Origin of the sequence: Mediannikoviicoccus vaginalis (assembly GCF_928097925.1) — a bacterium.
Lineage (GTDB): Bacteria > Bacillota > Clostridia > Tissierellales > Peptoniphilaceae > Mediannikoviicoccus > Mediannikoviicoccus vaginalis.
In genome coordinates this window covers 282618-295681 of the sequence record NZ_CAKMRI010000001.1, presented here as the reverse complement: position 1 = coordinate 295681, position 13064 = coordinate 282618, and the positions used below count along the sequence as shown (strand labels likewise).

The following is a 13064-nucleotide window of genomic DNA, read 5'->3' as shown; positions in this document are numbered from 1 at the left end:
GTTAAATTATAAATATGACTTTAAAAAGTATAGTAGCTATTAATGTTCCCAATATCGCTCCGAATATTACATCAGAAACATAATGTATTTTTGCTTCAACTCTCGACTCTGCCACAAGTAGAGCTAGTAAAAGTGCTAGGGTTGTTATTAGTGCATTTTGTGCTAAAAAGATTATTATCATCGCTAAGCAAAATGCAATTGCAGAATGACCACTAACGGTCCCACCCTTTAAATGACTTCCCCTATCCTTGTAAAAATATGACTTAAATAACAAAGTTGAAAGTATTACAATAACTAGGGCAATAAATGTTAGGTGAATTGGCGAATTTTGAATTTTAAAAATTGCGATATTAGTAAACGGAACGATTCTATCATAAAAGATAAAATATCCCACAAAAACAGAATTTAGTGCTGATACCAAAACCGCACCTGCACCAACATCCTTTGCAATCTTTGCCCTAGGTTCATAATATTCATAGACGAGGTCAACAACATTTTCAATAGTTGTATTAATCATTTCAGCAAAGATAACGAAACTTATGGTTATACATAATATGGCCATTTCAACTCTAGACAGGTCAAAAAATAGGCTTACTATTGCAACAAGTATAGCCATCCATATGTGCCTTTTAAAGTTTCCTTCGTTTTTAAATGTATAAACGATTCCATCTATGGCATGGTTAAAACTCTCGATTAAATCTTTGTTTTTAAAATGATTATCCTTCATTTTTAAATATCCCTATTCTCTTCAAAGCCTCTTTTTCTTTTTGTCTCATCAAAAGCTTCTCGTCTTCAACAAGATGATCATAGCCAAGAAGATGAAACATTGAGTGAACAAATAGATATACTAGTTCTCTTTGAAATGAGTGTCCGAACTCTTCTGATTGTTCTTTTGCTCTCTTAGAACAAATTACCACGTCTCCTAAAATAAGAGGAACTCCCTCTATGTGGTAATCCATTTCTGTTGGAAATGATAAAACATCTGTAATCTTATCTTTGTCTCTGTAATCTCTATTGAGTTCTTTTATCTCATCTTCATTTACAAAAGAAACAGAAACCTCCACATCTTCCCTAATATTTTCCATTTCTAAAATAACTTCTGTGGATTTTTCAAAATCCTTTATTATTTCTTCAGGTATTTCAAAGTCTAAGTCTCTATTATCTATTAGAATTATCATCTTTCTTCTCTACCTTGTTATTTTCATATGCATTTATAATCTTTTGAACTAAAGGATGTCTAACAACATCTGAAGTTTCAAATTTCATAAATTCAATTCCCTTAATGCCCCTTAGTATTTGTGAAGCATTTTTAAGTCCTGAAGATTTTCCTCTAGGCAAATCTATCTGAGTAATGTCTCCTGTTATAATCGCCTTTGAACCATATCCAATTCTTGTTAAAAACATCTTCATTTGCTCATTTGTAGTGTTTTGTGCTTCATCTAGTACAATATATGCATTATCTAAAGTTCTTCCCCTCATATAAGCTAGAGGTGCAACTTCAATTAGCCCTCTTTCAACAAGTTTATTATATTGGTCGTATCCTAATATATCAAAAAGAGAATCGTATATTGGTCTTAGGTATGGATCAATCTTTTCTTGTAGGTCGCCAGGTAAAAATCCTAAGCTCTCTCCCGCTTCAACTGCTGGCCTTGTAAGGATTATTCTTTCAACCTCTTGGTTTTTAAAAGATTTAATAGCCATAGCCATGGCAAGATAAGTTTTACCCGTTCCAGCTGGTCCAACGCCAAAAACTATATCATTATTCTCTATTAGTTCCACATATTTCTTTTGTCCCAATGTCTTTGGTTTAATTGGCTTACCTTTATAGTTATGAACAATTGCATTGTCTAAAATTCCATTTATATCAGGCGCTTTACCGCTCTTTATCATATTAATAGCATATCTAATCTGTTGCTCTGTCAATTTATTATTCTTTTTGAAATCTCCATAAAGATTTTTTATTAGTTCTGTTGCAGCTAATACATAATCTTTATCTCCCTTAACTAGTAAACCTTTGTCGTTAATGGTCAACACAACTTTAAACTCATTTTGAATTATATTTGCATTGTATTCAAAATTATCAAAAAGTTCCGAAATAAAATCTTGATCTTCTATTAGTATATTTTCTATAAATTCTACGTTAATCACTCCCTATCATCTCCTAAATTATAACATATTAGATTGAAAAGAAAAAAAGGCATTAAATTAATAATGCCTAAAATAAACTTAATTGATTTGATTCTGATAGACCTGATAAAGTTCCATGTTCTTTAAGAGCTTGAACAGCAACTTTATTGATTCCAGTTCTATTTACTAAGTCTTGTATAGAGATAAAATCTCCCTTTTGTATTTCATTGTAAATTGAAATTGAGTGAGCGTCAGATACACCATCTAAAGCTCTAAACGGAGGGGTAATGCTTCCCTTTTTATTATAGGTGAATTTAAGGTCTTTTGAGTTATTAAAATCAACTTTTTCCATTTCAATTCCCCTACAGTACATCTCTTCAGCTAGCTCTAATACAGTCAAAATATTTTTTTCTTTTGCTGTTGCTGAATATCCTTTTTGCTTTATATTTTCCATTTCATTTCTAATTGACTCAAGCCCTCCATAGACAATCTGCCCTGGAAATGAATCTATTTTTGTCGTAAAATACGTACAATAAAAAGCTTCAGGATAATGAACTTTAAAATATGCAATTCTGTAACTCATTAGCACATATGCAACGGCGTGTGCCTTTGGGAACATATACTTAATCTTTTTACATGAATCTATATACCATTCAGGAACATTAAATGATCTCATGTATTCAATGGTTTCATCTGATAGATTTTTTCCTTTTCTAACTCTTTCCATAATCGTAAAGGATTGTTTCTTATCAAGTCCCATCTGAATAAGATATGTCATTATGTCATCTCTTGTAGAAATTACATTTTTAAGGGTTGTAATGCCCTGTCTTACTAAGTCCTGTGCATTATTGGTCCACACATCTGTACCATGTGAAAGTCCAGATATCCTAAATAGCTCAGACATTGTTGTTGGTTTTGTCTCTACCAACATTTGTCTTACAAAGTTTGTTCCAAACTCTGGTATTCCTAAACTTCCTATATTTGTAGTTTCATATGATTTTACCATTTTTAATGCATCAATTGAGCTGAATATACTCATGGTCTCTTCATCATCAAAAGGTAGAGATAGTGGATCTACACCAGTTAAGTCCTCCAAATGTCTTATTATAGACGGAACATCATGACCAAGTAAATCCAGTTTTAGAATTCTTCCTGATATGGCACTGTAGTTAAAATGAGTCGTTATAATATCACTTGTCATATCATCTGCAGGATGTTGAATTGGACAAAAGTCATATATCTCTTTGTCCCTAGGAACTATCATTACACCGCCAGGATGTTGTCCAGAGGTTCTCTTTACACCAACTAATTTCTTTTGTAATCTCTTTATTTCAGCTTCTGGTAAATCTATATCTTTTTCTTCCAAGTACTTCTTAATATATCCATAGGCTGTGTTTTCCGCAATGGTTCCTATTGTTCCAGCTCGAAATACATTTTCTGCTCCAAAGAGTTCTTCAGTATATTTATGGCAAGTCGGTTGATATTCTCCCGCAAAGTTTAAATCTATATCAGGCTCTTTGTCTCCTTCAAATCCCAAAAAGACTTCAAAAGGTATGTTATGTCCATCTCTTATAAGCTCTTCACCACATGCAGGACATTTTTTTCTTGGTAGATCAAGACCTGATCCTATGTTCATATCGTCAATAAATTTAGAATATTTACACTCAGGACATCTATAATGTGGCAATAGTGGATTTACTTCCGTAATACCTGCCATAGTAGCTGCAAATGATGAACCTACAGAACCCCTTGACCCTACCAAGTAGCCATCGTCATTAGATTTTTTTACAAGTTTTTGTGCAATTATATATAACACAGCGTATCCATTTGAAATTATGGAGTTAAGCTCTCTATCAAGTCTCTCCTTAACATATTCTGGTATAGGATCACCATACATTGATTTTGCCTTTTCATATGTCATACTTCTAAGGGTTTCATCGGATCCTTCTATAACCGGTGGATATGTTCCATCAGGAATTGGTTTGAAGTCTTCTATTAAGTCTGCAATTTTATGAGTGTTTTCAATTATTATTTCTTCTCTTAAAGACTGAGGCAAGAATGAAAATTCCTTTAACATCTCTTCAGTAGTTCTAAAGTAAAGTGACGGATATTTTTCTATTCTTCCTCTTTTGAAAAATGGTTGAGAAAATTGAACAATACTTCTTAAAATATATTCCTTAGCTTCAAAATAACGACATGCACTTGTAGCCACCACAAGTTTATCATTTGATTTTGCCATTGAAATTATCTTATTTATTATATTTTCAACTTCACCCATAGACTCTATCTTTCCATCTTCTACTAAATGTCTGTAGTTTAATGGAGGCTGAACTTCAATAAAATTAAATTTTTTGATTATGTTATTGACATGTTCATCAGGGTATCCACTAATTATACTTTGAAAAAGCTCACCTTGATAATCTCCCGATCCAATAATAAGTCCCTCTTTATATTCTTCAAGTAAACTCTCTGGAATTCCAGGAGCACGGTTAAAGTATTTCATTGAAGAAATGGATATCAACTTATAAAGATTTTTAAGTCCCGCCAAATTAGTTGCGTATATAACTGAATTGTATTCTTCGTTCTTATACTTTGGCCATGTTGTCTTAATTTTGTTTAAATCATTTAATGACCTAAGTTCTTTTACCACATCCTCTTGTAATGCTTTCAAGAATATTTCAGCTGTAGCCATGGCATCATCACATGCTCTATGATGACTTTCCAAAGATACTCCTAAAAATTTAGCGATAGTATCAAGTTTGTGGTTTTTTAAATCTGGATAGACTCCTCTACCTAACGCCAATGTATCTAAGTAGGCATTGTTAAAAGATATATTTAATCGTCCACAGTTCTCACGGATAAAACCAATATCAAACTCTGCATTATGTGCAACCAGTGTAGAATCACCAACAAACTTCATAAAGTCCGGCAAAACTTCTTCTACTTGAGGTTGTCCCATAAGCATATCGTCAGTAATGTTTGTTAGCTCAACTATCTTTGGTGGTAATTGTCGATTTGGATTTATAAATTTATTGTATTTTTCGACAATTTCCCCATTTTTTATTTTAACCGCACCAATTTCAATAATATTATCATTTATTTTTGAAAATCCTGTAGTTTCAATATCGAAAACCACAAATGTATCTTTGTTAAAATTTGAATTAAAATCCGTAATTACACGTAAATTATCTTTTAAAATTAACGCCTCAATTCCGTATAGCGGTTTAATATTTGTATCTTTTGTAGCATCATAAAAAGAAGGGTAGCCCTGAGCAACTCCTCTATCTGTTATACCAACTGCAGTATATCCCCATGAGTCAAGCTTTTGAATTAACTCATCAATCTTAATATATCCTTCAATAGCCGAAAATTGACTAAGCAAATGAAGTTCAACTCTCTTTTTTGTAGCATTGTCTCTTCTCTTATTCATAGTATGGGGCTCAATTGAATTGACATTTATTATATTACAACGAGAAAAGTTATCATATGTGTATTTACCTTCTACTTTTAGACATTTGCCTTTTTCAATTAAGTCAGAATACTCATTAAACTTATCATTTTTGAAAAAAGTTTTGCAAGTTACAGAAGATGTTCCGTCGTATATGTCATATGTTAATATTACATATTGTTCATTTTTAGTTACAATACTTTCACAGGACAAAACTTCTCCGGCAACACAGACAAAATCCCAATTCTCTCCTAAATCAGATATTTTCATTATTTCTGATTTTATCTTTCTTCCAAATTTTTCCTTTTTATCACTCTTTGGCTCTTCTTTTTTATCCGGCTCTGCCCTATCTATATTAACAACTGCCTCTTTTGCTTTTTTCTTTTCTTCAATTTTTAATTTTTCTATATATTCATCTTTACTTATTGCTTCAGTTTCAAATGAAAGACTTAAATTTTTTATAGAATAATTTTTCTCATCTAAAAACTTTAATATTTTAGTTTTTAACTCCTCTGCATCCAATTCATCATGAGGTTCTTCTAAACTTATATTTAAAGTTTCGTTTATGCAGAATATTTTTATTTTTTCCTTATCAAAACCTTCTCCATTTAAAAATAAAATACAGTCTTTGCAAACATCACCAGTTTCATTTTCGCTTTCATTAGTTTGTTCAAAATTTAATTCTATTTCTTCAATACCTAATAAAACATCATCAAAAAAATCTATAATATTTTCCTTGCAAGTTTCATCATCAACGCCCTTAATTGAAATTGATACCCTATCGAAGGTTTTGGAATATTTTATAGATTCTATTATTACATTGTCATCAACATGAAAGCTGTAATTAAATTGGTTTCTAAGCTCTATAAATTTCATATCTACATCTTTTCTATTTCATTCATAAGTTCGTCTAATAGGAATTCTTCAGAAACTTTTTTAACTATCTTTCCCTTTTTGAAGATTAGCCCCTCTCCATTTCCTCCAGTTATTCCTATATCCGCTTCTCGTGCCTCACCAGGACCATTAACAACGCACCCCATAATTGCGACAGTAATGTTTTTATCAACAGTCTTAAGTCTTTCTTCCGCCTCTTCTACAATTTTTATAAGGTCGATATTGGTTCTTGCACAAGTTGGACAAGAAACTATATTTACTCCCTCTGTCTTAAGTTTCAAAGACTTTAAAATCTCTTTTCCAACAATTACTTCTTCTTCTGGGGGAGCTGTTAGGGAAACTCTAATGGTGTCTCCAATACCTTGACTTAAAAGTGAACCTATTCCAACTGCAGATTTGATAATTCCAGTTGATTTTGGTCCTGCCTCGGTTATTCCCACATGTAGTGGATAGTTTGTTAGTTCTGAAATCTTCTTATAAGATTCTATTGTCATATTGACATCGCTGGATTTCAAAGCCAGCTTCATATCATAAAATCCGAGGGACTCTAAAAATTCCACTTGTTCAAGACAACTATATACAAGTGAATCGGAATTAACTCCACCATATTTATCAATAAACTTTTGACTTATACTTCCAGAGTTCACTCCGACTCTAATCGGTACATCATACTCTTTACAACAGTTTACAACTTCCTTAACCCTATCTTTATTACCAATATTCCCCGGGTTAATTCTTAGACAATCCACTCCATTTTTTACTGCTTCAATTGCTAGTCTATAATCGAATTGAATATCTCCTATTATTGGAATATGAATCTGTTCTTTTATGATAGGTATAGCCTTTGCATCGTCAATATTATTTATGGCAGATCTAATAATGTCACATCCACACTGCTCAAGAGAAATTATTTGATTAACTGTACTTTCTATGTCTCTGGTTATTGTGTTAGTCATGGACTGAACAGTAATAGGTGATGTTCCTCCTACTGGTACATCACCTACATAAATTTGTTTCGTATTTTTTCTCATTAAATTCTCCTTAAAAAAGTGAAACTATATCCTTAAAAGTTACAACTATAATAAGTCCTATAAGTATTATAAAACCTACTAAATTAAGAATTCCTTCCTTATCTGCTGGTAGTTTTTTTCCTGTAATCATTTCAATCAATATTAAAACCGCTCTTCCTCCATCAAGTGCAGGAAATGGCATTATATTAAAAACACCTATGTTTATTGACAATAGTGCTATAAAAGATAAAAATGTTACAAAGCCAGATTTAAATGAACTTCCTATTGCTTTTACAACTCCAACAGGACCACTTATTTCCTTCATAGATAGCTTTCCTGTTATTAGTTGACCAAATCCTCTTAGCATGGCTGTAAAGTAAAATGAAAAGTCTTTAAATCCGTTTACAATACCTCTTCCAATTGATGCATTGGAAAGATTATAAACTTTTCCGTGGGTTATTCCTATTCTATATGCACCTTTAGAATCTTTTTCTGGAACAACTGTAAAGTCTTTTCTCTCTTTTCCTCTAACAACAGTTATTTTCAGATCTTTTCCCTGTGAATTTTCTATTGCTTTGGTAATTTCAAGAGAATTGTCAACTTTTTTATCCATAACGCTTACTATTCTATCATTTGGTTTTAAACCTGCCACATCTGCAGGACTACCCTTTGCCACCTCTACAATATTGTAGGATGAAAAAATATTTAGCATTATTAAAATCAAAAGTCCAAGTAAAAAGTTCATTATTACTCCTGCTACTATAACAAAAAATCTCTTTATTGCCGGTGCATTGTCAAAGGATCTTGGATCTGTTGATTCTCCATCTTCTCCCTCTATTGCAACATATCCCCCAAATGGGATTGCCCTAAGGGTATAATCTATTTCATTTTTCTTCTTTTGAAGTATTTTTGGACCCATTCCTATGGAGAATTCATTTACTCTTATACCAGATTTTACTGCTACGGTGAAATGTCCCAGCTCATGTATAAAGATAACAATGAGAAATACTATTAAAGATGAAATTATTGTTATCATTTTGCCTCCTCTAATATAGTATTAGATAAATCATATAAATGAAAGGTGCTGTAAAAAGCACAGAATCAAATCTATCAAGAACACCACCATGTCCTAAAAACACATAACCATAATCCTTAGTATTTGAAAGTCTTTTAAACTTTGATGCACATAGGTCTCCTAGTTGTGCAACTATGGATCCTACAAATCCTGCTAATAACAAGGTGATGTAATTATCTAATTTCATAAAATATGCATATAGCAATGTCAATATTAAAGTTCCTATAATACCTCCAACGGATCCTTCAATAGTCTTTTTTGGGCTTACCTTTTCAACAAGTTTATGTTTCCCAAATAGATTTCCTGCTATATACGCAAAAGTGTCTGTTCCCCAAGCACTTATATATATCAGCCACACTAAATCACTCTTTGCAAGCAAAAGTATTCTACTTAGTGAAAGTGGAATATATATCATTGTGAAAACCTGTAAGAACAGAGAATTTATATCCAGCTTCTCCTTAAATGTTAATATGAACATAAGAATAGCTGAAAATAAAATTATAATATTTCCCTCATGCTTATTAAAACCTAAATAGTTTGTAGTAATGAGGATTATTGCAAATAATATTCCTAAATATAAGTTTGGCTTATAATCTAATTTTCCCATAGCCTTGTAAAATTCGTACACACCTACTATGGAGAGGAATAATAAAAAAAGAAATAATAAGATTCCACCCTGTATTGTGGAACCTATAATAACAAATAGTAAAAATATACCTGTTAAGGTTCTTAAAGCCAAGTTGTTCATTATATTCCTCCAAAACGCCTATTTCTACTTTGAAAATCTAATATAGCTTTATATAACTCTTCTTCTTTAAAGTCAGGCCACAGAGTGTCACAAAAGTAAAGCTCTGCATATGCTACTTGATACAACATAAAGTTACTTAGCCTCTTTTCTCCACCTGGACGAATTAATAAATCTAAATCCGGTTGTGTCTTTGTATCAAGAAATTCTTTAAAGTTCTCTTCTGTAAGTTCATTTACATCATATGAGCTGTTGACAATCTTTTCAACAGCTCTTATTATCTCACTTCTACTTCCATAGTTCAGACCTAAGTTAAGGACCATTCCAGTATTATCTTTTGTTGTTTCACAAGCTTTTTCAATAGCCTGTCTAGACTTATCTGGAAGTTTTGAAATATCACCAATGGTTTTTACAATAACATTGTTATCAGAAAGTCTCTTTAGTTGTGAATCTACATAAACTATCAAAAGATTCATTAAGGCGCTAACTTCTTCTGAAGGTCTTTTCCAATTTTCAGTAGAAAAAGCATATAGAGAAAGATATTTTATTCCAAGGTTGGATGAAGCTTCTACAATATCCACAACCCTTTTCATACCTTCTCTGTGACCTGCCACTCTAGGCATAAATCTCTTCTTTGCCCATCTTCCGTTGCCATCAAGTATTATGCCCACATGTTCAGGTATTTTATTTAAATCTAATTCGTCAAGCGAATTTATTACCATCAATATCTCCTAGATTTCCATTAATTCTGCTTCTTTAGTTTTAGATATCTCATCAATTTCTTCAACGAACTTATCAGTTGTCTTTTGTATATCATCTTCTGCAGTTCTTAATTCATCTTCAGAAATTTCAGATTTTTTTTCCATTTTCTTTACCTTGTCCATGGCGTCTCTTCTTTGATTTCTAATTGCTACTTTAGCATTTTCACCATATTCCTTAACTAACTTAACTAAGTCTTTTCTTCTTTCTTCAGTTAGGGCAGGGAAAGGAAGTCTAATTATCTTTCCATCATTTGAAGGAGTAATACCTAAATTTGACTTCAAAATAGCTTTCTCAATTTCTCCAAGTACAGAGTTATCCCAAGGTTGAATTGTAAGTAATCTTGCTTCTGCAACATTTATAGTAGCAACTTGATTAATAGGAGTCATTGTTCCATAATACTCAACTGAAATATTATCAAGTAGTGAAGGGTTAGCTCTTCCAGCTCTAACATTTTTTAACTCTTCTTGATATGCAACTATACTTTTCTTCATATCTTTTTCTAAATTTTTAATTACATCTGTATACATACTATTCTCCTTTTACAATTGTTCCAATATTTTCGCCATTAGCAACTTTAACAAGATTTTCTGGTTCATCAATACCAAATACAACTACAGGTATGTCATTGTCCATACAAAGAGAAGTTGCTGTAGAATCCATTATACCTAATCCTTGATTGATAATTTCTATATAGTTAAGCTTGTCATACTTAACAGCATCATCAAACTTATTAGGATCTTTGTTATATATGCCGTCTGTTCCAGTCTTACCTAACAAAATCGCATCAGCTTTTATCTCTGCCGCTCTTAATGCAGCTGTGGTGTCCGTTGAGAAAAATGGTAGTCCTGATCCACCACCGAAAATTACAATTCTGCCCTTCTCAATATGTCTCATGGCCTTTCTTCTAATATAAGGCTCTGCAACCTCTTGCATAGCAATCGCAGTTTGAACTCTAGTTTCAATGCCCAAGTTTTCTAGACTTGCTTGAAGTCTAAGAGCGTTGATAACAGTTCCTAACATTCCCATATTATCTGAAGTAGGTCTGTCAATGTTTTCTGAAGATCTGCCTCTCCAGAAGTTTCCGCCACCAACTACAATGGCTATTTCCATTCCAAGTTCATGCACTTCTTTTATAGACTTACAAATATTTTCTATTACTTTATCATCAAGGCCATGTCCCTTTCCACCTGATAAAGCTTCTCCACTAAGTTTTATTATTACCCTCTTAAAAGCAAGTCCCAAAATCAAACCTCCAAAAATATATTCTATTAAATTTTACCATTATAATAATGTTAATTCAACTAATTAAAGTCATCTTAAAACTATAATACCAAAGAAACCTTTAAATAAACTTACAAAAAAAGCGAGCATATGCTCGCTTTAAATTCTAGCCATTAATTTGTTTTGAAACTTCTTCTGCGAAGTCTTCTTCTCTTTTTTCTAGGCCTTCTCCAACTTCAAATCTTTCAAATCTTCTAATCTTAATATTTTCTCCGATTTTTGCAATTAGATTAGTTAAAAGAGTTTGAATAGTCATTGATGGATCCTTTATAAAAGGTTGGTCAAGTAAGCAAATTTCTTCATAGAATTTGTTTAATCTACCTTCAACTTTTTTATGTGCAATGTCTTTTGAACGTTCTGGGTCCATTCCCTTTTCAGCGTTTTCGTTCATTGCTTGATGAATAAGAATTTCTCTTTCCTTTTCAACTTCTTCTTCAGGAACTTCATCTCTTGAAACGTATTTTGGTGCGCTTGCAGCAACTTGCATAGCTATGTCTCTTACGAATTGAATAAATTCTTCATTTTTTGCTACGAAGTCTGTTTCAGTATTAACTTCAACAATTGTAGCAATTCTTCCACCATGGATATAAGCATCTACTAAACCTTCAGCTGCAATTCTTCCCGCTTTTTTAGCAGAAGCAGCAAGTCCTTTTTCTCTTAAAAGTTCTTTTGCCTTTTCAATATCTCCATTGGTTTCTTCTAATGCTTTCTTTGCATCCATCATACCTGCACCGGTCATGTCCCTTAATTCTTTAACCATTGATGCTTTTATAGCCATTGGTATTCCTCCTTTATTTTTTACAATAAAGGTAAGAGTTTATCCCTTACCTTTAAATGATTTCTGTTTATCTATTATGAGATTATTACTAATCTTCCTTGTCTTCTTCTACTTCTTCAGTTTCTACTGCTATTTCTTCCCCAAAGTCATCTGATTCTTCTTTAGTTTCTTCAACTTCTTCTGTTTCTTCAGATTCTTCTACGTTGTCATTTTGAGCGCCTTGGTTAGCTTCAACAACTGCATCTGCAATTATACTTGTAAGAAGTTTTACAGCTCTAATAGCGTCATCGTTTCCTGGAATTGGAATATCAATTTCATCTGGATCTGTGTTTGTATCTACTACAGCAACAACAGGAATACCTAGTATTCTCGCTTCATTAACTGCAATACTTTCGTTCTTAGGGTCAATAATAAATAGACAATCTGGAAGACCCTTCATGTTCTTTATTCCACCAAGATACTTTTCAAGTCTTTCCATTTCATGACGTAATTGGATTACTTCTTTCTTTGGAAGAAGATCAAAAGTATTGTTTTCTTCTAATTCTTTTAATTCATTAAGTCTGTCAATTCTGCTCTTGATAGTTTTGTAGTTTGTTAACATACCACCTAACCATCTTTGGCTAACATATGGTTGTCCTGCTCTCTTTGCTTCTGTTTCGATAGCTTCTTGAGCTTGTTTCTTAGTTCCTACAAATAAAACAGTTCCACCATCTGCAACTAAGTCCCTTACATATTTGTAAGCATCTTCAATTTGCTTAACAGTCTTTTGTAAATCTATAATATAGATTCCGTTTCTTTCTGTGAAGATAAATTTCTTCATCTTTGGATTCCATCTTCTAGTTTGATGTCCAAAGTGTACACCTGCTTCTAACAGGCTTTTCATTGATACTACTGACATTTTCTTTCCTCCTTGTTTTTACCTCCATTTGATTCATCTTGCAAAA

12 protein-coding genes are annotated in these 13064 nt (G+C 32.4%); all 12 read right to left on the bottom strand.

Features of this window, described 5'->3' with window-relative positions; all coding sequences use genetic code 11:
* Position 1 precedes the first annotated feature (1 nt).
* Complete coding sequence (locus L6651_RS01460) at positions 2–727, bottom strand: diacylglycerol kinase (protein WP_237036285.1); 726 nt, start codon at positions 725–727, stop codon at positions 2–4.
* The gene (gene ybeY / locus L6651_RS01455; RefSeq protein WP_237036284.1) at positions 717–1178 is read right to left on the bottom strand and encodes an rRNA maturation RNase YbeY; all 462 of its coding nucleotides are present in this window, start codon (positions 1176–1178) and stop codon (positions 717–719) included. Before ybeY ends, L6651_RS01460 begins: the two co-directional genes overlap by 11 nt.
* Positions 1159–2148 carry a PhoH family protein gene (locus L6651_RS01450; RefSeq protein ID WP_237036283.1) on the bottom strand — a complete coding sequence of 330 codons (990 nt, stop codon included), beginning with the start codon at positions 2146–2148 and terminating at the stop codon, positions 1159–1161. Before L6651_RS01450 ends, ybeY begins: the two co-directional genes overlap by 20 nt.
* Before the next feature lie 67 nt (positions 2149–2215).
* Complete coding sequence (locus L6651_RS01445; RefSeq protein ID WP_237036282.1) at positions 2216–6451, bottom strand: PolC-type DNA polymerase III; 4236 nt, start codon at positions 6449–6451, stop codon at positions 2216–2218.
* A gap of 2 nt (positions 6452–6453) precedes the next feature.
* Positions 6454–7500 carry a flavodoxin-dependent (E)-4-hydroxy-3-methylbut-2-enyl-diphosphate synthase gene (ispG, locus tag L6651_RS01440; protein ID WP_237036281.1) on the bottom strand — a complete coding sequence of 349 codons (1047 nt, stop codon included), beginning with the start codon at positions 7498–7500 and terminating at the stop codon, positions 6454–6456.
* 10 nt (positions 7501–7510) lie between these two features.
* Positions 7511–8515, bottom strand: a complete 1005-nt coding sequence (gene rseP, locus L6651_RS01435) for an RIP metalloprotease RseP (RefSeq protein WP_237036280.1) — start codon at positions 8513–8515, stop codon at positions 7511–7513.
* A 10-nt stretch (positions 8516–8525) separates the two neighbouring features.
* A complete protein-coding gene (locus tag L6651_RS01430; protein ID WP_237036279.1) occupies positions 8526–9302 on the bottom strand; it encodes a phosphatidate cytidylyltransferase in 777 nt (258 codons plus the stop codon).
* Positions 9302–10021 carry an isoprenyl transferase gene (locus tag L6651_RS01425; RefSeq protein WP_237036278.1) on the bottom strand — a complete coding sequence of 240 codons (720 nt, stop codon included), beginning with the start codon at positions 10019–10021 and terminating at the stop codon, positions 9302–9304. Before L6651_RS01425 ends, L6651_RS01430 begins: the two co-directional genes overlap by 1 nt.
* A 9-nt stretch (positions 10022–10030) precedes the next feature.
* Positions 10031–10588, bottom strand: a complete 558-nt coding sequence (frr, locus tag L6651_RS01420; RefSeq protein WP_237036277.1) for a ribosome recycling factor — start codon at positions 10586–10588, stop codon at positions 10031–10033.
* 1 nt (position 10589) lies between these two features.
* A complete protein-coding gene (gene pyrH, locus L6651_RS01415; RefSeq protein WP_255784920.1) occupies positions 10590–11306 on the bottom strand; it encodes a UMP kinase in 717 nt (238 codons plus the stop codon).
* Between the two features lie 142 nt (positions 11307–11448).
* Positions 11449–12120 carry a translation elongation factor Ts gene (gene tsf, locus L6651_RS01410; protein ID WP_237036275.1) on the bottom strand — a complete coding sequence of 224 codons (672 nt, stop codon included), beginning with the start codon at positions 12118–12120 and terminating at the stop codon, positions 11449–11451.
* A gap of 88 nt (positions 12121–12208) precedes the next feature.
* Entirely contained in the window at positions 12209–13018 is an 810-nt protein-coding gene (gene rpsB / locus L6651_RS01405) for a 30S ribosomal protein S2 (protein WP_237036274.1), read from the bottom strand.
* Between the last annotated feature and the right edge of the window lie 46 nt (positions 13019–13064).

What these genes read in the sequence shown, in the direction of transcription:
- ybeY (WP_237036284.1), bottom strand. Translation starts at nt 1,178, where the DNA reads ATGATAATTCTAATAGATAATAGAGACTTAGACTTTGAAATACCTGAA.
- tsf (WP_237036275.1), bottom strand. Translation starts at nt 12,120, where the DNA reads ATGGCTATAAAAGCATCAATGGTTAAAGAATTAAGGGACATGACCGGT.
- L6651_RS01460 (WP_237036285.1), bottom strand. Translation starts at nt 727, where the DNA reads ATGAAGGATAATCATTTTAAAAACAAAGATTTAATCGAGAGTTTTAAC.
- rseP (WP_237036280.1), bottom strand. Translation starts at nt 8,515, where the DNA reads ATGATAACAATAATTTCATCTTTAATAGTATTTCTCATTGTTATCTTT.
- L6651_RS01425 (WP_237036278.1), bottom strand. Translation starts at nt 10,021, where the DNA reads ATGGTAATAAATTCGCTTGACGAATTAGATTTAAATAAAATACCTGAA.
- frr (WP_237036277.1), bottom strand. Translation starts at nt 10,588, where the DNA reads ATGTATACAGATGTAATTAAAAATTTAGAAAAAGATATGAAGAAAAGT.
- L6651_RS01445 (WP_237036282.1), bottom strand. Translation starts at nt 6,451, where the DNA reads ATGAAATTTATAGAGCTTAGAAACCAATTTAATTACAGCTTTCATGTT.
- ispG (WP_237036281.1), bottom strand. Translation starts at nt 7,500, where the DNA reads ATGAGAAAAAATACGAAACAAATTTATGTAGGTGATGTACCAGTAGGA.
- rpsB (WP_237036274.1), bottom strand. Translation starts at nt 13,018, where the DNA reads ATGTCAGTAGTATCAATGAAAAGCCTGTTAGAAGCAGGTGTACACTTT.
- L6651_RS01430 (WP_237036279.1), bottom strand. Translation starts at nt 9,302, where the DNA reads ATGAACAACTTGGCTTTAAGAACCTTAACAGGTATATTTTTACTATTT.